This window comes from Rhodococcus sp. UFZ-B548, assembly GCF_903819475.1.
Classification (GTDB): domain Bacteria; phylum Actinomycetota; class Actinomycetes; order Mycobacteriales; family Mycobacteriaceae; genus Rhodococcus_F; species Rhodococcus_F erythropolis.
In genome coordinates, this window is sequence record NZ_CAIJDS010000035.1 from 51,781 (window position 1) to 72,910 (window position 21,130).

Below are 21,130 nucleotides of genomic sequence, written 5' to 3' on the forward strand. Positions count from 1 at the left end.
TGTCATGGGCTACGGATACTGGGACGACAACACCTATTTGGCGGGCAAGACTTTTCGTGCCGCACGCGGTGTCGGCGATTTCGGTTACACCGATTCGCTTCGGTCGCGTCCGCGAAGCAGTTGGAAAGCGGACCCGACCCTCGACCCCTTCGGCGTCGACAAGCGTGAATGCCGAGACTCGGACGGGCACCCCGATTCTCTCCCGATAGCAGTGCTTTTCGATGTCACCGGCTCGATGGGCGCTGTTCCTCGAATCATGCAGGACAAGCTCGGAAAGCTGCACGGGCTGCTGCAACGCAAGGGATATGCGGATGATCCGCAGATTCTGTTCGGTGGTATCGGCGACGCCGATTCCGATCAGGTGCCACTACAAGTCGGCCAGTTCGAGTCGGGAAACGCGATGGACGAGCAGCTTCGGACCATCTTCCTCGAGGGCAACGGTGGTGGTCAGAAATCGGAAAGCTATGAATTGGCAGCATATTTCATGGCACGTCACACCAGTACGGATGCCTGGGAGAAGCGCGGAAGGAAAGGCTACCTCTTCATCATCGGTGACGAGCTGAACAAGCCGCGGCTCTCGGCTCGTCACATCCGTTCGGTGATCGGGGACAAGGTACGTCAGGACGTGTCGGTGCCGTCGATCTACCGTGAACTCGAAGAAAGATGGAACGTCTACTTCGTTCTGCCCGATCAGTCGTCGTACTTCAACGATCCGGAAATCGCGGATCACTGGAAGACGTTGCTCGGTGAACGCTTCGTCAAACTCGACGATCCCGCCGCGGTGTGCGAACTGATCGCGCTGACGGTCGGAATCGGCGAGGACCGCATCGACCTGCGTGACGGACTGGCGGATCTCCGCGACATCGGTTCAAGAGCTGAAGCCGAGACTGTCGGCAAGGCTCTCGCCCTGATTCCAGGGCGCAGCACCGCGACGGTGGCCGGTTTGCCGCGCGATCTCGGAACCGGCACGGACGATGTCGATTTCGCCTAGAAGGAGAACATGATGGAGCCGTTCGAAGACCGCGATATCGTCGTCGTAGACCTCGGGTTCGGAGATGCAGGGAAGGGAGCAACCGTTGATTGGCTTTGCTCCGATCGAGCCGATCTGAATGTGGCCGCAGTGGTCCGCTTCAACGGTGGGGCACAGGCAGCGCACAACGTAACGGTCGGCGAGCGCCACCACACGTTTTCGCAGTTCGGCTCGGGATCGCTGTCCGGCGTCCCGACGTTTCTCTCGAAATTCGTGTTGGTCGAGCCCATCGCGCTCGCGCGGGAAGCACGTGCTCTGGAAGCGCTCGGAGTTCGAAATCCGTTCGACCTGATACGGATCGACGCGCGCGCATTGTTGACGACGCCGATCCATGTGGCCGCCAACAGGGCCCGTGAGGATGCTCGCGGCGATAACCGACACGGCTCGTGTGGCAAGGGGATCGGTGAGACGGCGGCGTATGCGCTCGAAGTTGCGAGTGCGCCTACGGTGGGAGACTGCCGGCGACCTGATTCCTTGCGTCGTAAGTTGTCGGCGTTGGCCACATTCTACGGACCGTTGATCGCGGAGAGTCGCCACGGGTTTCCGCCGATCGACGACATGGTCGACATGTACGCCGAATTCGGTGCCGTCGTGGACATCGCCGACCCGGATGCGCTGGGCGCGTTGGGTGCCGGTGGTCGTCTGGTATTCGAGGGGGCACAAGGTGTCCTTCTCGACGAGTGGCGGGGGTTTCACCCACACACCACGTGGTCGACGGTCGAGCCGTCCAACGCGCGAGCGATGATCGACGAGTTGGGCCGGGACAGTTACGTACTCGGCGTCACCCGCACCTACATGACACGACACGGAGCTGGGCCGTTCCCGACGGAGGATCCGGAGCTGGCGAAGGTGTTGCCCGAGCTGCACAACGGGACGGGTGAGTATCAAGGCGGATTCCGGACGGGCCACCTCGACGAGTTGTTGTTGCACTACGCAATCGAGGTGAGCGGTGGCGTCGACGGCTTAGCGCTTACTCATCTCGACGCGATGGATCGCGCGCGGGCTGCAGGCATCCCGATCCACGGGGTGCACGCGTACGAAGGATTGCCGTTCGTTCCCGTCGGAGAGTGGAAGGATCTCGATCACCAGCAGGCGCTGACAGATTCCCTGAAAGCCGTAGGGGTCGTGCCGAAGGAACTTCCGGCCGACCCGGAGGATTTCGCCCGGTATCTGAGCGAGGAAATGGGTGCGCCGGTAGTGCTGACCGCGAACGGTGCCGACCGGGTCGATCGTCAGATGCGATGCCCAGTGCCTGCATGATGGACGGTGTGGACCAGTCACTTGTCTCGATCGATGTCATCGCGCTCCGGTTCGGCAATCCGGAACCCGGGATGTTGCGATTTGCCGTCACTCCGCGGCGAGCGGAGCCGTACACCGGGCAGTTGGCGCTGCCCGGTGTACTGCTGGGCGCCGGTGAGCGGTTGCAGGACGCCGCCAGGCGAGCCGTGACCACCAAGCTCGGAATTCCCGACGAGAAGATCCTCGTCAGCGGTCAATTGACCGTGTTCGACGAACCCAATCGCGACCCCCGCGGTCCGACGCTCTCGGTGACCATGTGGGCAGTGATCTCGTCGGACGAGGTGCCGGGTTCGGCCGAATGGGTGAGCTGGGACAACCCGGGGGACCTTGCGTTCGACCACAATCGGATAGTCGCCGATACCCGCCCGATCCTTGCTGACACCCTGTTGTGGCGAGATCAGGCTTTCACGCGGGCACTACTGGGTCCGTCGTTTCCGGCGTCGTACGCGCTGGCCGTGGCGGAGGAGCTTTCCGGTGTGCGTCCGGACCCGGGCAACTTGAACCGGACGCTCAAAGCGTTGCCAGGGCTGGAACGTACGGACGAACGAGTCCGGGTCAGTGCCACCGGGCGGCCCGCGGTGGTCTGGGCGTGGACCGAAAACAGCTGACCTACCTCAGAAGTTGCCCCGCGCGGCCTGCTCACGCTCGATCGCTTCGAACAGGGCTTTGAAGTTTCCCAGTCCGAATCCCAGTGAGCCGTGGCGTTCGATGATCTCGAAGAACACGGTGGGACGATCTCCGATCGGCTTGGTGAAGATCTGAAGAAGATAGCCGTCCTCGTCGCGGTCGACGAGGATGCCTCGCTTCTGCAATTCCTCGATCGGAACTCGAACCTCTCCGATACGCGCGCGCAATTCGGGATCCTCGTAATACGAAGCAGGAGTGGAGAGAAACTCGATTCCTTCGTCGACCAGAGCGTCGACTGCTCCGAGGATGTCGTTGGTCGCAAGTGCGAGATGCTGAGCGCCGGGACCTTGGTAGAACTCGAGGTACTCGTCGATCTGTGACCGCTTCTTCGCGATGGCAGGTTCGTTGAGTGGGAACTTGACTCGGTGATTGCCGCTCGAGACGACCTTGCTCATCAGCGCGGAGTAGTCGGTGGCTATGTCGCCGCCCACGAACTCGGCCATGTTGGTGAATCCCATGACCCGGTTGTAGAAGTCGACCCACTGGTCCATCTTGCCGAGTTCGACATTGCCGACGACGTGGTCGAGGGCCTGAAAGATTCGCTTGGGCGCGCCGTCACGCTTGCGGTACGACGACGTCCGTTCAACGTATCCGGGAAGGTAAGGGCCGGTGTAGCGGGAACGGTCGACGAGGGTGTGCCGAGTCTCGCCGTACGTCGCGATGCTGGCCAGGCGAACGGTGCCGTGCTCGTCGGTGATGTCGTGCGGTTCGCTCAACACCGTCGCGCCTTGGGTGATGGCGTGTGCGATGCACTTGTCCACGTCAGGGACGCTGAGCGCGATGTCGCGGATACCGTCGCCGTGACGGCTGTGATGTTCGATCAGCGGACTTGCCGGATCCACAGCGCCCTTGACGACAAACCGCACCGCCCCACTCTTGAGTACAAACGCGTGGTGGTCGCGGTTTCCCGTCGACGGGCCTGAATAGGCCACCAATTCCATGCCGAACGCGGACTGGAAGAAATGTGAAGTCTGCGTGGCATTTCCGACGATCCATTCGAGGCCGTCCCAACCGCTCACGGGGAAGGGATCGTGATTGCTGTCGTACTCGACCAAGCCGACCAACTGGCGCAATTGCTCCAGATCCAGGCCGGCCAGCTGTTCGTCGTCGGTGAGAGTCTGTTCGACGGTCATGATGAGTCCCCTCTGAGTGCGATGTACACAGCGCGGTGCTCGGTTATGTTCGGCACTGCCAGTACAAACAGATAAGTCCTTCAGAGGTTGGGTAGTCAACGGAGGTAGTTGAAAGTAGACACAGCGCCGGAATGCGAAGATAGTGGCACTGTTTTGTAGGCAATTTGCAGAGTTGAACGACGAGTGGAGCGGACGTGAATCTCGACGCAGTGGATCTGGCTCTGTTGGACGCGATGAACAAGCACCCGAGAGCCGGTGCGTTGGAGCTTTCGCGTCAGGTCAAGGTTGCGCGGGCGACAGTGCAGGCGAGATTGAAAAGGATGGAAGATGCGGGCGTCATCGCCGGATACGCGCCGCACATCAATTTGGCTGCAGCGGGTTTCGGAGTACAAGCATTCGTGACTTTGCAGATCGCCCAGGGGGCGCTCGACACCGTCACCGCGGAACTCGAGGCAATCCCCGGTGTGCTCGAAGCCTTTGCCACCACCGGCTCCGGCGACGTGCTGTGCCGGATTGCCGCTGCGTCGCACGAGGATTTGCAAGCGACGCTGCTCGAACTGAATCGGTCGGGGATAGCCACCCGGTCGACCAGCGTCATGGTTCTCTCGGTTGTGGTGCCGCTCCGGTCGATGCCCCTCCTGCAGACTCTGCAATCGGAGCAGACGACCAAGGCCCCGGCATACCGACGAGGCGGTCAGTCTCGCTGACGACCCGGAGCCCAGAATCCCAGAACGATCGCGGATACCCACATGATCGCGGCGAGCGTGAGTGCTCCTTGATCCATGCCTTTGATGAAGGCTTCACGGGCGAATTCGGCCAACTGGGCACCCTGCGGCCCGGCTGCTTCGGCGACGTGGAGAGCGGCGGCCAGAGAACCGGATACCGGTTCCTTGGCGGGTTCGGGCAGCAAGTCGACCGCGGGCTGGACGTGATTGCCATAGCCGGCGGCGAGGATACTTCCCGCCAGTGCAACGCCGATGGCAGAGCCGATCTCACGGGTTGCGTCGTTGACTGCTGAGGCAACACCCTGTTTGGAGTCTGGTGCGTTGGAGACGATCGCAGCAGTGGCGGGGGTTGTCGACAAGCCCAATCCGATAGCGGCTACTACCAAGGGGACACAGACCTCGGCGTAGGTCGAACTGGCGTCCAAGCGCGTCAAGAGTGCAATTCCGGTTCCGAGGAAGGCAACACCGGTGGCGGTGAGAGCGCGAAGGCCGATACGCGGAATCAGTAGGGGAGCAACCACGGACAGCGCCATCACCGGCACAGCGATCGGCATGAGGGCGAGCGCCGATTGCAGTGGGGAGTAGTCGAGCACCAGTTGGAGATACTGCACGATCAGGAAGAACAAGCCGAAAGTCGCCAGGAATTGCAGGGTCAGTGACGCTGCGCCGCTGCCGAATGCGCGATTGGCGAACAGTCTCACGTCCAGAAGTGGATGGCGAGTACGTAATTCGACCCAGCTGAATACCGCGGCCATGGCAATTCCGCCGACCAGCAACGCGAGAACTACCGGATCGAGCCAACCACGGGCCGGCGCCTCGATCATCCCCAGGACGAACAGTCCGATCGAGCCGGCGATCAGCGCTGTACCAGGTAGATCGAGTGGAGTTGCCTCCGTGTCCTTCGACGTCACGATCGTGAACGACACCACGAGGATGAGGACCGAGACGACGGCCAGGCTGACGAAAATCGAATGCCAGGACCATTTTTCGAGGAGTAGCCCGGAGACGACGAGTCCGGCGATTGCACCGGACCCTGCGACGCCGGACCAGACTCCGACGGCACGGGCACGCTGCGCCGGCGGGAAACCTGCAGTGAGTAGAGACAGCGTCGCCGGCATGACAAATGCGGCGCCGACGCCGGAGATCACGCGGGAGACGATGATCCACGACGGTTCGTCCGCGAAGACCGGAATCGACGAGCCGGCAGCAAAAACGAGTAGTCCGAACATGAGCAGTTCTCGTCGACCGTATCGATCGCCGAGTGCGCCCGCCGGCAACAAGAGACAAGCCAGCGTGAGCGTGTACCCGTCCACGATCCACGTGAGCTGGCTCTGTGTTGCACCGGTATCACGGGCCAAGTCGGGAAGGGCCGTGTTGAGAGCGGCCATCGCTGCGACGACCAGCGCGACGGCGCAGCACGCGACCGTCAGCATCCAGATCTGTCGGATGGTCCACGTGGACTGTTCGAGCGTCGTATCGCTACTCACGAAACCTCCCGATAGAAACAAGACCATCAGTATCGTTACAAGAACAGAAGTTCCACAACCCCCAAGTGGGTATAACTGAGGTTGTGACGGCGGGAATCGACAAGCAGGAAATCGACAAGCAGGTCAGCGACGAGGATCCGCGTAAACAGCGTTCCAGGTCCAGGTTGCTCGACGCGGCGACCAAGCTGCTGGCAGAAGGCGGCGTGGACGCGGTGACGATCGATGCCGTCACCAAATTGGCCAACGTCGCACGTGCGACGTTGTATCGGCATTTCGACAGCGGCACGGAGTTACTCGCCGCGGCATTTGCTCGCCTCTTACCGCCGGTGCCCGAGATGTCCGGGGAAGGTGACCTCCGCGCGCAATTGCTCGAGTTGTTGACCAGTCAGGCCAAGGCCATCGAAAGCGCACCGATCCAGGTGACGGCCATGTGCTGGCTCGGCTTGGGGCCGGAGCTGAAGGGCTACTCGAGCGTCGACGCGCTGTCGACGGACAAGCCCGAATTGCGATCGTTGCGCCAGACGGTCTTCGAGCAGTACCGTCACGCGTTCGATCGGATCCTGCGCTCGCCGGATGCGATCGAAGCGTTGGGGGAGTACGACTACGACGTCGCACTTGCTCAGTTGGTCGGACCTTTGGTGCTCACCAAGCTGGCCACGCTGACGCCTCTCGGGGAGGCCGCGTGTGAGCAGATCGTGGACGATTTTCTGGCTGCACGCGGAGTGTCGAGCTGACAGCTCACGGCTCCAGATTGCGTCGTAGCACGTACTGCTCGAGGCGGTCGATGCCGCGCACTCGTCGTGGACGAAGGTGTCGCAGTTTGAAATTGGCGTCCGAGCCGAGCTGGGTGGCCAGCTCGGAGTCGATCAGCACGGTGCCGGGGCGAGCGGAGCTGGTCAGGCGCGCGGCCTTGTTGACCACCGAACCGTAGAGATCTCCGAAGCGAACCAACGTCGGACCCATGGCCAGACCTACCCGAAGCTGTGGATCGTCGTGATCGGCGAGGACCGCCTGCTGGATCTGCAAGGCGATCTCGGCGGCGTGATGAGGACTCTCGGCGGCAAACATGACCTCGTCACCGACGGTCTTGACCACCCAGCCGTAGTTGCGTCCGATGATTTCGGTGGACGCGGACTCGAACCGCTCGAGCAGATCGTTGAGTTCGGCGGAGTCGAGTCCGCGAGTCAGCGAGGTGTACCCGACGATGTCGGCGAAACCCACCACCAGAACACGACTCGCGACTTCTTCGCCCGGGTTTCCCACGTTGCGGCCCGTCGACGACGCGACGTGACGCTTCCATACGTACGTCTGCAGAGATTCGACAGCGGGAATGATCTCGGCGCCGAGGCTCAGGACGACATTTCTGATGGCGTCGGGTTCGTGATCCACCGAGTCCGCAAGCTGATCGATGATGTGTGTGCTGATCAGCGATACCTGCCACTCCGCCAACCTCGACATCGACTGTCCGAGAGAACGGGCAGCTGCCACCTCACTGTTCTGCGAGATGACTCCTCGATTGACCATGTCGGTGATGGTCTTGAGGGCGTCGGCGTCTTGCTGCGTGAACATGACCGCGTCGGGATCCTCGTCGACGGCAAAGCCCATCGCCACCCACAGACGATCGGCGCGCTCGCGTGTCACCCCGGCGAATTCCGCGATCTGCGACTGTGTGAAGCAGCGCGGTCCGCCGAGGAGGGACTCCTCGATGTCGGCTTGAATCCGGCTGAGCAGATGAGCATCGACGTCGATCGGCTCAGCAGCGTGAGATTCAGCAGCGTTAGATTCAGCAGGGGCGGGTTCGGTGACCTCGTCGATCCACTCTGACTCCGAACTGCTCACCGTGCTCCTTCTTGCCGCAACGAATTTCTGTCCACCATCTTCCACGCGGTGCCCCGAGAACAGTACTGAATTGGCCGAACCGCCTACGGATCCTCGGGCCCAGGCGGGCGGTGAGAGTCAACACGTCGGTGGCTTGTGCAAGAGTTGCCCCGAGAAAAGCACTGTCGATACTGAAATGCACGAGATACTTCTGAAAGGACCTGCGCATGCCACCCCGTAGACGTTCCGGCGCTGCCGCATCAACGCCGGATCACCTCACTGCGGACAATCTGGCAGCGCTCGCCACGGCTGTCGCCGAAGGCAAGCGCGCCACCGTCTATCTGCGCGAGGCGACTCCCAGCCTGGGGATCGAAGCCGGTACCTCGGCGAAAGTCGTGTCGGTGGACGGCAACACCGTGATGATTCGCCCAAAGGGCGTCAACGACGAATTGCCTTTCGAGGCAGAGGAATTGCGCATCAACCGCGTCTCCGCGGCACCGGCCAAACCGGCGCCACGGCCCAAACCAGTTGTGGAGTCCGAGCCCCTGATGGAGCCACTCGTAGAGCCTGTTCGACCGAAGCCGCGTGCGCAGCCTGCACCCGCTCCGGTACCGACTACCACTGCTGCCCCTGCCGCGACACCTCGCCCGGCCGTCAAGCGTGCGAAGAAACTGCCGGCCGGCATCAGCGTCACCATCCATGCGGGCGCGGACAACGACTGGAGCGTGACGGTCACACAGGGCGCCAAGCGTCCGGGCAAAGCAGTTCCGGTCGCACCCGATGCGGTCGAGCGAGCTGTCCGCGAGTTGGGTGAGCCCACCGCAATCGAGGCTGTCGAGTCCATCATCGTCGCTGCACGGGACATGGCTGCAGCGCGAGTCGACGAGTTGAGTCGCCAGCTCGAGGAGGCACGCAAGATGCTCGAAGCGCTCGGAGCTACCGACTAGAAACGCTGCGTAGGTCCGCGCTTTCCGGGGTATGCGTTTTTTGCAGCGGGGAGATTACCGGCGGAGAGATTGTGATGTTGCAGCGAATTGTTTCGGCTCTGGCAGCGTTGGTCTTGGCACTCGGACTCGGGTTCATCGTCAGCAGCAACGCGGTTGCTGCACCCACGCCCATGGGTGGTGGTTCGGGCATCATCGTCGACAATCAGCTGGTCTGCACGTTGACCACTATCGGGCACGACAACGGCGGCAGACTCGTGGGTATCACCGCAGGTCACTGCGGTGGTCCTGGATCGTTCGTGATCCCGGAAAGCAACGAGGACGCAGGCGTGGTCGGCACGTTCGTCGAGTCGAACCCGGACCTGGACTACGGGGTCATCCAGTTCGATTCGGGCAAGGTCACACCAGTTCGAACGGTGGGCGCGGCAACCATCACCTCGATCGGCGCTCCGGCCAGCTTCCCGGCTACAGCCTGCAAGGAAGGCCGTACGACGGGCACGACCTGCGGCGTCGTCTGGGGAGACCTGAGCGCCGACGCATCCACCTGGACTCAGATCTGCGTCGACCACGGTGATTCGGGAGCCCCGGTCACGGTCGGCACGACGCTGGTCGCGATGGTCAACGCCTACCTCTGGGTACCGTGCCTGGGGCCGGAACTCGGCACCAACATGACCTCCATCGTGGACACGATCAATGCCCACGGAGGCGTCGGCGCCGGGTACCGGCCCATCTAGCTGCGAGCTGGGATCAGCCGCACACTGCTCCACCCGAGGCTGATCCCACGAGCTTGGAGTACTTGGCCAACACACCACGTGTGTAGCGAGGCGGCAACGGCTCCCAGCCCTTCTTGCGGACTTCCAATTCGGAGTCGTCGACCAACAATTCGAGTTGTCCGGTACCCACGTCGAGCCGGATCTGGTCGCCGTCGCGAACGAACGCGATGGGACCGCCGTCGACGGCCTCGGGCGCAACGTGTCCGACACACAGGCCGGTGGTGCCGCCCGAGAATCGTCCGTCCGTCAGCAGCAGGACGTCCTTGCCGAGACCCGCACCCTTGATTGCGCCCGTGATGGCCAGCATCTCACGCATTCCGGGACCACCCTTCGGGCCCTCGTAGCGGATAACGACGACGTCGCCACCAGTGATGGTTCCGTCTTCGAGCGCGTCCATTGCGGCGCGTTCGCGTTCGAAAACCCGTGCAGTGCCGACGAATACATCAGACTCGAATCCTGCCGACTTGACCACCGCGCCGCCGGGCGCGAGTGACCCCTTCAAGATCGTGATGCCTCCGGTGGGGTGAATGGGCTTGTTCATCGCCCGCAGGACCTTGCCGTCTGGATCGGGCGGGGTGATGTGCGCGAGATTCTCCGCCACGGTCTTACCGGTGACGGTCAGGCAATCTCCGTGCATGAGTCCTGCGTCGAGCAATGCCTTCATGATCACGGGGACGCCGCCGATACGGTCGACGTCCGTCATGACGTGCTTTCCGAAGGGCTTGACGTCGGCGAGGTGCGGGACCTTCGCGCCGACGCGGGCGAAATCGTCGAGCGTCAGCGGGACGTACGCTTCGTGCGCGATCGCGAGGAGATGGAGCACCGCATTGGTGGATCCGCCGAACGCCATGACCACCGCGATGGCGTTCTCGAACGCTTCCTTGGTGAGGATGTCCCTGGCGGTGATGCCCCGACGAAGGAGTTCGACAACGGCTTTGCCGCTCTCGCGGGCGAATCCGTCGCGGCGACGGTCCGGCGCGGGCGGTGAAGCGCTGCCGGGCAGCGACATTCCCATGGCCTCGGCGGCGCTGGCCATCGTGTTTGCGGTGTACATGCCGCCGCACGCGCCTTCGCCCGGGCAGATCGCCCGTTCGATGGTGTCGACGTCGGCGCGGCTCATCAGTCCGCGCGAGCAGGCGCCCACAGCCTCGAACGCGTCGATGACGGTGACTTCCCGCTCGCTGCCGTCGGAAAGTTTGGCGACGCCGGGGAGGGTGGAACCGGCGTAGAGGAACACGCTGGCGAGGTCGAGGCGGGCCGCCGCCATCATCATGCCGGGCAACGACTTGTCGCAGCCGGCGAGAAGAACCGATCCGTCGAGGCGCTCGGCCTGCATGACGGTCTCGACGCTGTCCGCGATCACTTCACGGGAGACGAGGGAGAAGTGCATGCCCTCGTGACCCATCGAAATGCCGTCGGAAACGGAGATGGTGCCGAATTCGAGGGGGAATCCACCGGCCTCCCGGACACCTTCCTTGACGGCCTTGGCCAGGCGATCGAGGGACAGGTTGCACGGTGTGATCTCGTTCCAGGACGAGGCGACGCCGATCTGCGACTTGACCCAGTCGTCGTCACCCATTCCTACTGCACGCAACATGCCGCGCGCTGCGGTCTTTTCGAGTCCGTCGGTGACGTCACGACTTCTGGGCTTGATGTCGGGTTCGGTCATTTTCCAAGCATAGGCGTCAGCAGGATGTCTTTCCGGCAGACGAGCGACTCGAGTTGCCAACAGACGTCGCCCGTCGTGAATAGACTCGCCGCATCACAGTTGGGGCTGGGTGTGCTGGGCGATTCAAATACAGGGGGATTCAGGTGGAGTCGGAACTGATTTCAGCTTTCGGGTTTGCAGTTCTGGCGGCCGTCTTGACCGGTAGTGGTGTCTTCCTGGTTGTTCTGACGGTTCTGCACGAGATTGCCCGGTGGAAGGGCCGCTTCGTATCGGTGTGGGTGACTTTCTTTGCCGCACTGCTGATACTGCCTGTGCTGTTCGGTGCGTTGATCGCCGGCTATTCCGCGTTCTCCGAGATCGACGGGTCCGAGGCACTGATTCCGCCGGCGTTCTGGATCCTGATCGCGGCCGGGGGTGCACTCGGCGGTTACATCGGAGTCAAGGTCGGTGTGGTTCGAGGCTCGGCCCTCGACTACCGGTTGTGATCGGGATCGACTCGGTCAAACTTTCAGAGAATCGCAGGCGAAGCCTGGGTGAACATCCCGAAGCTCTCTTGAACGGCCGTTCAGGTGCGGGTTCACTCCTAGCGTGCACACGAATGCCTTCGATCGAATATCCAGACGTGGCCTACTGCAGGGATCGGCGGCTCTCGCCGGCGCAGTAGGTCTCGGTGTCGCTTCGGCGAGCCACGCCGGTGCCGAGGTTCCGGGTGGCAGCCCGGGATTCGCGCACGGCGTGGCATCCGGTGACCCGTTGCCGGATGCCGTGATCATCTGGACCCGCATCACCCCAACGGCAGACGCAACGCCAGGTTCGGGCGTCGGGGCGGCGGTGACGCTCAACTGGCAGGTCGCGACCGATGAGGGGTTCGCGAGCGTTGTGGCGTCGGGAAGTGTTGCTGCTTCGGCAGAATCCGATCACACCGCGAAGGTCGACGTCACCGGACTCGATTCGTCGACGACGTACTGGTACCGATTCACTGCGGGTTCGGCTGTTTCTCCGGTGGGACGCACCCGCACGGCTCCGTCGAACTCGGCAGATCTCGATCGTCTCCGCTTCGGCGTCGTGTCCTGCTCCAACTGGGAAGCAGGATATTTCGGTGCTTATCGCCACCTCGCATTCCGCGAAGACCTCGACGCGATCATTCATCTCGGTGACTACATCTACGAGTACGGGCAGGGGGAGTACGGCGCGCGGAACGGATCCGTTCGCCTTCACGAGCCGGCCCACGAGATCATTTCGCTGGCCGACTACCGAATTCGGCACGCGCAGTACAAGACCGACCCGGATCTGGCTGCTCTTCACCTGAAACTCCCGTTCATCACTACGTGGGACGATCACGAATCGGCCGACAACGCGTACCGGGACGGCGCCGAAAATCACACTCCCGGTATCGAAGGCGATTGGGCAGATCGAAAGGCGAACTCGGCCAAGGCATATTTCGAGTGGATGCCTGTCCGCCCGTCGGGTAGTGGTTCGAGCGTTCAGCTGTATCGACGGTTCCGCTTCGGGAATCTGGCCGAGATCTCGATGCTCGACCTGCGTACCTACCGCGACGAGCAGCCGACGATGAAGCAGGTCGACGATCCGTCACGCACCATTACCGGACGCGCACAGATGGATTGGTTGACCAGCGGAATCGTCACCTCCCCGACGCAGTGGAAGATCGTCGGCAATCCGGTCATGATCACACCGTGCGTGTTCCCGCCGCTGGAGCCGGCGACCACCGCGGCGTTGACCGAACTGGTGGGAGTGCCGCAGGCCGGTGTCCCGTACAACACGGATCAGTGGGACGGGTACACCGCCGACCGCACCAGGCTTTTCGACGCGATCACCTCGAACGGTGTGGACAACACCGTTTTCATCACCGGTGACATCCACACGTCGTGGGCTTGCGACCTACCGACCAATGCCGCGAACTACCCAGGCGGGCCGACTGTCGGCGCTGAGTTCGTCGTCCCGTCGGTGACGTCGCCCAACATCGACGACATGCTGAAAGTGCCGCCGCGAACGGTAACCGTTGCGGCAGAAGAAGCATTCAAGGCAGTGAACCGACACGTGCGGTACGTCGAACTGGATTCGCACGGCTACGGCGTATTCGAAATCGCCCGCGAAGGTACTCAGATGGATTGGTACTACGTCGACGATCTCACCAATCCACAGAGCAATGCGCACTATGCCGTGAGCTACCGTCTACCGGCAGGCGCGGGCAGTAGAGTCTCGCCCACTTCGGCCGCCCTCGATCAGGCCTCGTACCGACCAGGAGTCGACCAGTGAGTATCGAAGTTTCGCGTCGTAGCGTTCTGATCGGTGGAAGTGTTGTCGCCGGAACGGCATTGCTCGGAACGCCCGCTCGCGCGAGCGTTCCCACCAGCGCACGCATCCCAGACCTGGACGTGCATGTCATCGTCGTCGACGGCATGCGTCCGGACGAGTTGCGATCGGAGCTCACCCCGACGCTGACCGGGCTTGCGGCCGGCGGTATTCACTACCCGGACGCCAGCGCCATCACGATCGCGGAGACGCTGCCGAATCACACGGCGATGATGACGGGAGTGCTGCCGGCGCGTTCGGGAGTGCCTGCAAACTCCGTCTACGATCCGTCCATCGACAAGAAGCGTGACCTCGATCGGCCTTCCGACCTGCAGGCATCGACGGTTCTTGATCGGGTGCGCACCGAACTCGGATTGACCACTGCGAGTGTGCTGTCGAAGCACTACCTCCACGGGCTGTTCGGTTACCGCGCCTCACTGGTGTGGGATCCACAGCCGCTCGTTCCCGGCACGGAGCACGCGCCGGACAACTTCACGATCGACGCCTTGATCCGTATCGTCGGCGGGAACTCGCCGCGGCTCTCGTTCACCAACCTCGGTGACGTCGATCGGGTTGGGCACCTGGATCTGTCCGGTCCGTCCATCCGGATCGCTCGCACGGCCGCACTTCAGAACACCGACAACCAGGTTCGCCGCTTCGTCGACTTCCTTCATGACACGGGTCGCTGGAATCGGAGCATTCTGATCGTGTTGGCCGACCACTCCATGGACTGGTCGGAGCCCGCGCGGCTCATCGGACTCGATCGACCGCTGAACGCGGACCCGTTGCTGGCAGGCAAGATTCGAATCGCCCAGAACGGTGGCGCAGACCTGATCTACTTCGTCGGACCCGATGGCGAACGGGCGGAAGCCGTCAGCCGGATTCAGCAGATCGTCGAGGGTGTCGACGGCGTCGAATCCAGCCACCTCCCCGCCGAATTCGATCTCGGCACCAATGCCGGTGACGTCGTTGCGTTTTGCGCTCAGGGCTGGCGGTTCAGTGATCCGACTCCACTGTCCAACCCGATTCCCGGCAACCACGGCCATTTCGTGACACTGCCCATCCCGTTCTTCCTCAGCGGCGGGCATCCCGCTCTCGACGGTGGACGGAAGATCGACACGCAGGCTCGCACGATCGACGTCGCGCCGACGGTTGCGGCTCTGCTCGGCCTCGGTGCACCTGCCGGCGGCTGGGACGGCGTCGCCCGCACGACGGGCGTGACGCTGAACGTCTAACGAGGATCGCGGCCGGTCAGGGCAATCAGCTTGTCCTGCAACGACGCATCGTCAGGAAGATCGACGGGAGCGGAGAACAGGCCGCTCTCGGCGAGCATGTCGCGCTGCCCGTCGAGGTCGGACCAGACGGCCTCGACGAGGTCTGGATCGAGTCGCTCGTCTGCTCCGACCGCTCGCGCGAGATCCCAGGTGTGGATCGTGACGTCCGAGGTCTGCTGGCGCAGATAGGGTTCCACCTTCACTGTGCCGTACGAGAGGTGAACGTGGGCACTGAGGTCCGTCGATTTCCACGCTTTGATGGCGGCATCGGAGTACTTCTGCCATTCGGTCCACAGGTCGTCCCCGACGGGAACGATGTCCGGTGTCGCCTCGCCGACCGTCAGTCCGGCCAGGAGCGGCGGTACCCACTGCTGCTCCTCGATGACGTGGCGGACGAGGTGTTCGACGTGCCAGTCGGAGTCGGGCGTGGGTGCGTTCCAGTCCTCGACTGCGGCGAGTCGTGAACCGAATTCGCGGTGGGCGGTGAGCACGAGTTCGAGCCAATCGAATGCCATCACTCGAGGGTAACCCGATCAGCGTGACGTTAATCGGTGCGTGAGGCTTCGATTCGGTGAAGACTGTCGAGGTTGTCGCTTAGTCGAATCGAGGAGTTTTCATGACCGTCCCCACCGTCACTCTGGCCGAAGGTCTCACTGTCAGCGCCCAGGGATACGGCGCGATGTCCGTCGCCCCTGTCTACGGCCCGGTGGATCCGGCCGAGGCGCTTGCCACATTGCACCATGCGGTGGACATCGGGATCACGTTCATCGACACCGCCAACGTGTACGGCGAGGGCTCGAGCGAGCGTGCGGTGGGAGAGCTTCTCAAAGACCGCCGGGACGAAGTGCAGTTGGCGACGAAGTTCGGTCTGGTCGGCAACATCGCCAACGGTCAGCGCGGGATCAACGGAGACCCGGCCTACGTACCGCAGGCACTCGACGAGTCTCTGGGACGACTCGGCGTCGATCATGTCGACCTCTACTACTTGCACCGGGTCGACCCGAACGTTCCGATCGAAGACACCGTCGGCGCGATCGCAGAGCAGGTGAAGGCGGGCAAGGTCCGCAACATCGGCCTGTCCGAGGCGACCGGCGATGAACTGCGTCGTGCGTACGGGGTGCATCCGATCGCGGCGATCCAGTCGGAATGGAGCATCTGGAGTCGGGACGTCGAGAACAAGGTAGTACCCACCGCCGCGGAACTCGGAGTCGGATTCGTGCCCTTCTCACCTGTGGGCCGAGGCTTCCTGGCGGGATCGTTCGATCCGGAGACGCTCGGTGACAACGACCTGCGCCGACGCTTCCCACGCTTCTCGGACTCCGCGCTCCCTGCTAATCAGAAGGTTCTCGACGTGGTCCGCGCCGTCGGTGAGGAGCTCGGCGCGACGCCTGCACAGGTTTCCCTGGCATGGCTCGATGCCAAGGGCCGGCAGTACGGGTTGCCTTCTGTTTCGATTCCCGGCACGCGGTTCGCTGCACGAGTCACCGAAAACGCCGGAGCGTTGGACATCGTTCTGAGCGAAGACCAGATCGCTCGCCTCGACTCCCTCGCCGCGATTACCGAAGGCTTCCGTTCGGCTGATTTGAATTGGGTCTCTCAGGGCCGCGAATAATCATGTCCTGAGCCTTGCGAAAGACAGGAGTAACATACAGACCCGATGAAAAAAGTGTGGTTGGTCTGGGGTGTCGGTGTTTTTGCCTACGTGATCGCCGTGCTTCACCGCACTTCGTTCGGTGTCTCGGGTCTGTCTGCTGCTGATCGGTTCTCGATCTCGCCCAGCGTTCTGTCGAGCTTCGTCGTGCTGCAGATCGTTGTGTACGCCGGTATGCAGATTCCGGCGGGAGTTCTCCTTGACCGCTACGGTTCGCGGATCATGATCGCAGTCGGTGCGTTCATCATGATGTCCGCGCAGTTGGCTCTCGCCTTCACCGAATCGCTGCCCGTCGCGATCGGTGCACGTATTGCCGTCGGTGCCGGGGATGCACTCACCTTCATCTCGGTGTTGCGGTTGGTACCGCAGTGGTTCCCGCCCCGGCAGGTGCCGTTGGTCTCGCAGTTCACGGGCATCCTCGGTCAGCTGGGCCAGGTGATGTCTGCGCTCCCGTTCATGTTGCTGTTGTCCGGGCCGGGCTGGACTTTTGCCTACGGCAGCGCTGCCGCTGTCGGACTGTTGGCGTTTGCACTGGCGTTGAGTGTCATCCGCGACGCGCCGCCCGGTACCGACGTGGTCGCCGTGCCGGCCGGCGCCAAGGAGATCGGGCGACAGATCAAGACGGTGTGGATGCGGCCCGGCACCCGCCTCGGGTTCTTCAGCCACATGGGGACTCAGTTCTCGATCACGACGTTCGCGCTGCTGTGGGGTGTGCCGTACCTGAAATCGGCTCAAGGCCTCGACTCCACGACGGTCGGCTCGCTGCTGACGCTGTCGGTCATCTCGGCAATCGTGGCCGGCCCGATCCTCGGCATTCTCACCGGTCGGTATCCCATGCGTCGATCGTGGTTGGTTCTCACCATCATGGTCGCCAGCGCGCTCATGTGGACGATCGTGCTTTCGCGTAGTGAACCGTCTCCGCTCTGGTTGTTGACGATCCTGGTGGTCGTCATCTCGGTGGGTGGACCGGGTTCGGTGATCGGCTTCGACTACGCGCGCACATCCAATCCGAGTTCGGCGATGGGCACCGCACAGGGCATGGTCAACATCGGTGGATTCCTCGCTTCCCTCATCGTGATTCAAGTGATGGGCGTGATCCTCGGACACATGGGCGGGTACACGTTCGACGGATTCCGCGTCGCCTGGATGGTGCAATATCCGGTCTGGATTCTCGGCATCGTCGGTGTGCTCGTCACCCGAGGCAAAGCCCGGCGAGCCCTCGCGGCAGAAGGCGTACACGTACGGCCGATTCGCGAAGTCATTCGTCGCAACAAATAACTCGATCGCATCGGGTAATTCATCCCCTGCGGGTGAGGTTCCCAAGCGTCCGAGCCACCAGGCTTGATGGATGAACGACGCAATGAACATCGGACCGGTCGAGCTCGTGGTGCTGGCATTCCCAGGTTCCACTGTGGATCCTGAAGCCGTCGCCGCGCTGCAAAACGTGGTGGAACGAGGTTTTGTCACCCTGCTCGACCTCGTGTACATCGCCAAGGACGCTGACGGACAGGTGTCGCAGATCGACGTCGACGAAGATCTCACAGAGATCGGACTGGCGATTCTGTCCATCGAAGCCAAGGCATTGATCAGTGACGAGGATCTGGACGTGGTCCGTGAGTCACTCGAACCAGGAACGTCCGCCGCAGTCATCGTCTACGAGCAGACGTGGGCGCGTGAGCTCGCGTCGACGGTTCGCGGTGGCGGCGGCGATGTAGTCCTTCACGTTCAGATACCGCGCGAGGTAGTCGTCGAAGCGGTCGAAGCAGCATTTCAGTAGCGACAATTACCCAAGGAGTTCGGCATGGTTTTTCGAGGTGGACGCAGAGGGCGGCCGGGGTTGCTCGGCACGGTGGCGCGCACTGCGGTAGTGGCTGGAACCGCAAAAGCGACGTCCAACGCCATGGATAGACGGAGTCAACGGAAGGCCAGCGAGCAGCAGCAGGAATACCAGCAGGAGTACCAGCAGCAACAGCCGCCGCCGCAGGTCGCACCCGTGCAGTCCGTTCCCCCTTCTGGCGCGGACGATCTGGTCTCCAAGCTGCAGGAGCTGGGTCAGCTTCATCAGTCCGGCGTGTTGACCGACGCGGAGTTCGCCGCGGCAAAGTCGCAGTTGCTGAGCTAGTGCCTGCTGGCTCTTGAAGCCTTGAACGGGTTTACCACACTGGACAATTGAGCATGAGAGGCTGATCTATGATCGACCCAAGCGCAGCATCGTCCGCAATCGAAGCGGCGAACTCCCGAGTCACCGAGACCCTGCCGTTCTCCGACAAGACCGATTTCACCGATGCCGAGCGCGGGTTCATCGGCGCGCTCGATCCCGGCGTGGTAACCGGACCCGACGGAAAAGTGCTGTGGGACAACGACTCGTACTCATTCCTGGATGAAGAGTGCCCGCCGACCGTCAATCCGAGCTTGTGGCGTCAATCGAGGTTGGTGGCCAAGCAGGGACTATTTGCGGTGACGGATTCGATCTATCAGATACGTGGACTCGATCTGTCGAATATGACCCTGATCGAGGGGGAGAGCGGGATCATCGTCATCGATCCACTGATTTCTCGGGAAACCGCGGCCGCTGGTCTCGCGTTGTATCGGGAGCATCGTGGTGATCGACCGGTTGTCGCCGTGATCTACACGCATTCGCATATTGACCATTTCGGTGGGGTCAAGGGGGTGACCACCGAAGACGACGTCGCTGCCGGGCGATGCGTGATCTATGCCCCAACCGGATTCGTGGAGCATGCCGTCGAGGAAAACGTCTATGCGGGAACGGCAATGGCTCGACGCACGGCATACATGTACGGGGCGGCATTGCCTCGAGGTCCTCGAGGTGGCGTCGGTGCAGGATTGGGCCAGACCACCTCCACCGGTACACCGACGCTGATTTCACCGACGGTGTCGATCTCGAAGACTGGTCATACAGAGACGATCGACGGCGTTCGGATCGAGTTCCAGATGACCCCAGGCACCGAGGCGCCGTCCGAGATGAACTTCTACTTCCCGGGCTTTCGCGCACTGTGCATGGCGGAGAACGCAACTCATAATCTGCACAACCTACTGACACTTCGTGGAGCGTTGGTGCGAGATCCGCATGTGTGGTCGGCGTACCTGACCGAATCGATCAATCGCTACGCCTCACGATCCGATGTCGTGTTTGCATCCCACCATTGGCCGACGTGGGGGACCGAACGGCTCACCGAGTTCATGTCATTGCAGCGCGATCTCTACGGGTACCTTCACGATCAGACACTTCGTCGAATCAATCAGGGGTGGACCGGTCTAGAGATCGCCGAATCCATCGAACTGCCAGCCGCCTTGGCACAGGCGTGGCACACACACGGGTACTACGGTTCCGTCAGTCACAACGTCAAAGCCATCTACCAGCGCTACATGGGATGGTTCGACGGCAACCCAGCGCACCTGTGGGAGCATCCACCCGTCGAATCGGCCAAGCGTCACGTGGAGTTCATGGGCGGATCGGCAGAGGTGCTCCGAAAAGCTCGGGAATCGTACGAGAGCGGAGACTTTCGATGGGTCGCGCAGGTGGTGAACTACGTCATCTTTGCTGAACCGGACAACGCCGAGGCCAAGACCCTGCAGGCCGATACCTTCGAGCAACTCGGGTACGGTGCAGAGAACGGCACCTGGCGAAACTTCTACCTCACCGGTGCATACGAACTGCGCAACGGTTCGGTGGGTACGCCCACAGTTGCTGCAGCTCCTGACATCACCGCAGCGTTGTCGGTGAAGCAGGTGTTCGACGCCGTGTCGCTCCGTGTCGACGGAGTGAGTGCAGCGAATTCCCACATCGTCATCGATTGGAACATCACCGACGAAAACATCGTGCACCGAACGGAACTGAGCAACGGAGTGCTGATCCACTTCGACGTGGAAGGTGGGTCTGCAGATGCTGGGTCTGTGGATGCGACGTTCAGTTTGAGTCGACTCGACCTGCTCGGTGTGCTGCTCGGTGGTGCGGACCTGGGCGCCGAGATTGCGAATGGCAGTATCACGGTGGCCGGCGACCCGGCGAAGCTCGCAGAACTTGCGGGACACCTTGACGAGCCTGACCCGAACTTTGCGATAGTCACGCCGACGTAGCAGCGTGTGGCAGTTGAATGAGGCTGTATTTCAACGAGTCTCGAGTTCTGGGCGCTTCTGAAGTTGTCCGTTTTGTCTCTGGTTATCGAAAGTGTGTTCGATTAAACTTTGGGCATGGACAGTCGGGATGCGTGGCAGCTGGATGGTGAGGACTTCAAGGGTGAGGTTCTGGAACTGGTGCGTGTCCGGCACGAGTTGCAGTCGCGGATGGTGTTGCTGATCGTGGAGA

At 62.2% G+C, this 21,130-nt stretch carries 20 protein-coding genes; 15 read left to right on the forward strand and 5 right to left on the reverse strand.

Features of this window, described 5'->3' with window-relative positions; genetic code table 11:
* Window positions 1–4: 4 nt before the first annotated feature.
* Genes H7C86_RS24820 through H7C86_RS24830 form a run of 3 tightly spaced genes read left to right on the forward strand, consistent with a single transcriptional unit; the run spans window position 5 to window position 2,937 of the window.
* The gene (locus H7C86_RS24820) at window positions 5–991 is read left to right on the forward strand and encodes a hypothetical protein (RefSeq protein ID WP_182262404.1); all 987 of its coding nucleotides are present in this window, start codon (window positions 5–7) and stop codon (window positions 989–991) included.
* Window positions 992–1,000: 9 nt separating this feature from the next.
* Complete coding sequence (locus tag H7C86_RS24825; RefSeq protein ID WP_370627629.1) at window positions 1,001–2,290, forward strand: adenylosuccinate synthetase; 1,290 nt, start codon at window positions 1,001–1,003, stop codon at window positions 2,288–2,290.
* Window positions 2,287–2,937 carry an NUDIX domain-containing protein gene (locus H7C86_RS24830; RefSeq protein ID WP_092764080.1) on the forward strand — a complete coding sequence of 217 codons (651 nt, stop codon included), beginning with the start codon at window positions 2,287–2,289 and terminating at the stop codon, window positions 2,935–2,937. Before H7C86_RS24825 ends, H7C86_RS24830 begins: the two co-directional genes overlap by 4 nt.
* A 6-nt stretch (window positions 2,938–2,943) precedes the next feature.
* On the opposite strand, the gene hppD is transcribed toward H7C86_RS24830, so the two are convergent.
* The gene (gene hppD, locus H7C86_RS24835) at window positions 2,944–4,149 is read right to left on the reverse strand and encodes a 4-hydroxyphenylpyruvate dioxygenase (RefSeq protein WP_182262405.1); all 1,206 of its coding nucleotides are present in this window, start codon (window positions 4,147–4,149) and stop codon (window positions 2,944–2,946) included.
* Window positions 4,150–4,343: 194 nt separating this feature from the next.
* On the opposite strand from hppD, the gene H7C86_RS24840 reads away from it, so the two are divergent.
* Window positions 4,344–4,856, forward strand: a complete 513-nt coding sequence (locus H7C86_RS24840) for an Lrp/AsnC family transcriptional regulator (RefSeq protein ID WP_003939810.1) — start codon at window positions 4,344–4,346, stop codon at window positions 4,854–4,856.
* Here the strand turns inward: H7C86_RS24840 and H7C86_RS24845 are convergent.
* A complete protein-coding gene (locus H7C86_RS24845) occupies window positions 4,844–6,388 on the reverse strand; it encodes an MFS transporter (RefSeq protein ID WP_019745285.1) in 1,545 nt (514 codons plus the stop codon). The two genes, H7C86_RS24840 and H7C86_RS24845, sit on opposite strands and share 13 nt — an antisense overlap.
* A 56-nt stretch (window positions 6,389–6,444) precedes the next feature.
* Here H7C86_RS24845 and H7C86_RS24850 point away from each other — a divergent pair, with 56 nt between their 5' ends.
* Complete coding sequence (locus tag H7C86_RS24850) at window positions 6,445–7,095, forward strand: TetR/AcrR family transcriptional regulator (RefSeq protein ID WP_019745284.1); 651 nt, start codon at window positions 6,445–6,447, stop codon at window positions 7,093–7,095.
* Window positions 7,096–7,099: 4 nt separating this feature from the next.
* Here the strand turns inward: H7C86_RS24850 and H7C86_RS24855 are convergent, their stop codons facing one another.
* Entirely contained in the window at window positions 7,100–8,200 is a 1,101-nt protein-coding gene (locus H7C86_RS24855) for an adenylate/guanylate cyclase domain-containing protein (RefSeq protein WP_370671290.1), read from the reverse strand.
* A 206-nt stretch (window positions 8,201–8,406) separates the two neighbouring features.
* On the opposite strand from H7C86_RS24855, the gene H7C86_RS24860 reads away from it, so the two are divergent.
* Together H7C86_RS24860 and H7C86_RS24865 are read left to right on the forward strand one after the other, a co-directional pair.
* Window positions 8,407–9,126 (forward strand): DUF6319 family protein, encoded by a 720-nt coding sequence (locus tag H7C86_RS24860; protein ID WP_003940205.1) that lies wholly within the window; start codon window positions 8,407–8,409, stop codon window positions 9,124–9,126.
* A 74-nt stretch (window positions 9,127–9,200) separates the two neighbouring features.
* Window positions 9,201–9,857, forward strand: coding sequence for a serine protease (locus H7C86_RS24865; RefSeq protein ID WP_182262406.1), 657 nt, complete (start codon window positions 9,201–9,203; stop codon window positions 9,855–9,857).
* 13 nt (window positions 9,858–9,870) lie between these two features.
* Here H7C86_RS24865 and ilvD read toward each other — a convergent pair whose 3' ends face one another.
* The gene (gene ilvD, locus H7C86_RS24870) at window positions 9,871–11,565 is read right to left on the reverse strand and encodes a dihydroxy-acid dehydratase (RefSeq protein ID WP_020970776.1); all 1,695 of its coding nucleotides are present in this window, start codon (window positions 11,563–11,565) and stop codon (window positions 9,871–9,873) included.
* Between the two features lie 143 nt (window positions 11,566–11,708).
* Here ilvD and H7C86_RS24875 point away from each other — a divergent pair, with 143 nt between their 5' ends.
* The 3 genes from H7C86_RS24875 to H7C86_RS24885 all read left to right on the forward strand — a co-directional run bounded on the left by H7C86_RS24875 (window position 11,709) and on the right by H7C86_RS24885 (window position 15,113).
* Window positions 11,709–12,050 (forward strand): hypothetical protein, encoded by a 342-nt coding sequence (locus tag H7C86_RS24875; RefSeq protein WP_019745280.1) that lies wholly within the window; start codon window positions 11,709–11,711, stop codon window positions 12,048–12,050.
* A gap of 103 nt (window positions 12,051–12,153) precedes the next feature.
* Window positions 12,154–13,842 (forward strand): alkaline phosphatase, encoded by a 1,689-nt coding sequence (locus H7C86_RS24880; RefSeq protein WP_080909613.1) that lies wholly within the window; start codon window positions 12,154–12,156, stop codon window positions 13,840–13,842.
* Window positions 13,839–15,113, forward strand: coding sequence for an alkaline phosphatase family protein (locus H7C86_RS24885; protein WP_182262407.1), 1,275 nt, complete (start codon window positions 13,839–13,841; stop codon window positions 15,111–15,113). The genes H7C86_RS24880 and H7C86_RS24885 overlap by 4 nt, the downstream gene beginning before the upstream one ends.
* On the opposite strand, the gene H7C86_RS24890 is transcribed toward H7C86_RS24885, so the two are convergent.
* Window positions 15,110–15,667 carry a TIGR03086 family metal-binding protein gene (locus tag H7C86_RS24890; protein ID WP_020970773.1) on the reverse strand — a complete coding sequence of 186 codons (558 nt, stop codon included), beginning with the start codon at window positions 15,665–15,667 and terminating at the stop codon, window positions 15,110–15,112. The genes H7C86_RS24885 and H7C86_RS24890 overlap by 4 nt on opposite strands.
* 101 nt (window positions 15,668–15,768) lie before the next feature.
* On the opposite strand from H7C86_RS24890, the gene H7C86_RS24895 reads away from it, so the two are divergent.
* The 5 genes from H7C86_RS24895 (at window position 15,769) to H7C86_RS24915 (ending at window position 20,901) form a co-directional block, all read left to right on the forward strand.
* On the forward strand, window positions 15,769–16,764 hold the full coding sequence (locus tag H7C86_RS24895) for an aldo/keto reductase (RefSeq protein ID WP_182262408.1): 996 nt from the start codon (window positions 15,769–15,771) through the stop codon (window positions 16,762–16,764).
* A gap of 45 nt (window positions 16,765–16,809) precedes the next feature.
* The gene (locus tag H7C86_RS24900) at window positions 16,810–18,081 is read left to right on the forward strand and encodes a nitrate/nitrite transporter (protein WP_182262409.1); all 1,272 of its coding nucleotides are present in this window, start codon (window positions 16,810–16,812) and stop codon (window positions 18,079–18,081) included.
* A gap of 70 nt (window positions 18,082–18,151) precedes the next feature.
* Window positions 18,152–18,580 carry a DUF6325 family protein gene (locus tag H7C86_RS24905; protein ID WP_182262410.1) on the forward strand — a complete coding sequence of 143 codons (429 nt, stop codon included), beginning with the start codon at window positions 18,152–18,154 and terminating at the stop codon, window positions 18,578–18,580.
* A gap of 24 nt (window positions 18,581–18,604) precedes the next feature.
* Window positions 18,605–18,925 carry an SHOCT domain-containing protein gene (locus tag H7C86_RS24910; RefSeq protein ID WP_019745273.1) on the forward strand — a complete coding sequence of 107 codons (321 nt, stop codon included), beginning with the start codon at window positions 18,605–18,607 and terminating at the stop codon, window positions 18,923–18,925.
* Window positions 18,926–18,993: 68 nt separating this feature from the next.
* A complete protein-coding gene (locus H7C86_RS24915) occupies window positions 18,994–20,901 on the forward strand; it encodes an alkyl/aryl-sulfatase (RefSeq protein WP_182262411.1) in 1,908 nt (635 codons plus the stop codon).
* Window positions 20,902–21,130: the final 229 nt, after the last annotated feature.

Bases quoted from the DNA above. Each gene is read 5' to 3' on its own strand.
- H7C86_RS24860 (WP_003940205.1), top strand. From the start codon at position 8,407: ATGCCACCCCGTAGACGTTCCGGCGCTGCCGCATCAACGCCGGATCAC.
- ilvD (WP_020970776.1), bottom strand. From the start codon at position 11,565: ATGACCGAACCCGACATCAAGCCCAGAAGTCGTGACGTCACCGACGGA.
- H7C86_RS24890 (WP_020970773.1), bottom strand. From the start codon at position 15,667: ATGGCATTCGATTGGCTCGAACTCGTGCTCACCGCCCACCGCGAATTC.
- H7C86_RS24905 (WP_182262410.1), top strand. From the start codon at position 18,152: ATGAACGACGCAATGAACATCGGACCGGTCGAGCTCGTGGTGCTGGCA.
- H7C86_RS24900 (WP_182262409.1), top strand. From the start codon at position 16,810: ATGAAAAAAGTGTGGTTGGTCTGGGGTGTCGGTGTTTTTGCCTACGTG.
- H7C86_RS24910 (WP_019745273.1), top strand. From the start codon at position 18,605: ATGGTTTTTCGAGGTGGACGCAGAGGGCGGCCGGGGTTGCTCGGCACG.
- H7C86_RS24820 (WP_182262404.1), top strand. From the start codon at position 5: ATGGGCTACGGATACTGGGACGACAACACCTATTTGGCGGGCAAGACT.
- H7C86_RS24915 (WP_182262411.1), top strand. From the start codon at position 18,994: ATGATCGACCCAAGCGCAGCATCGTCCGCAATCGAAGCGGCGAACTCC.
- H7C86_RS24830 (WP_092764080.1), top strand. From the start codon at position 2,287: ATGATGGACGGTGTGGACCAGTCACTTGTCTCGATCGATGTCATCGCG.
- H7C86_RS24845 (WP_019745285.1), bottom strand. From the start codon at position 6,388: ATGGTCTTGTTTCTATCGGGAGGTTTCGTGAGTAGCGATACGACGCTC.
- H7C86_RS24895 (WP_182262408.1), top strand. From the start codon at position 15,769: ATGACCGTCCCCACCGTCACTCTGGCCGAAGGTCTCACTGTCAGCGCC.
- H7C86_RS24865 (WP_182262406.1), top strand. From the start codon at position 9,201: ATGTTGCAGCGAATTGTTTCGGCTCTGGCAGCGTTGGTCTTGGCACTC.
- H7C86_RS24825 (WP_370627629.1), top strand. From the start codon at position 1,001: ATGATGGAGCCGTTCGAAGACCGCGATATCGTCGTCGTAGACCTCGGG.
- hppD (WP_182262405.1), bottom strand. From the start codon at position 4,149: ATGACCGTCGAACAGACTCTCACCGACGACGAACAGCTGGCCGGCCTG.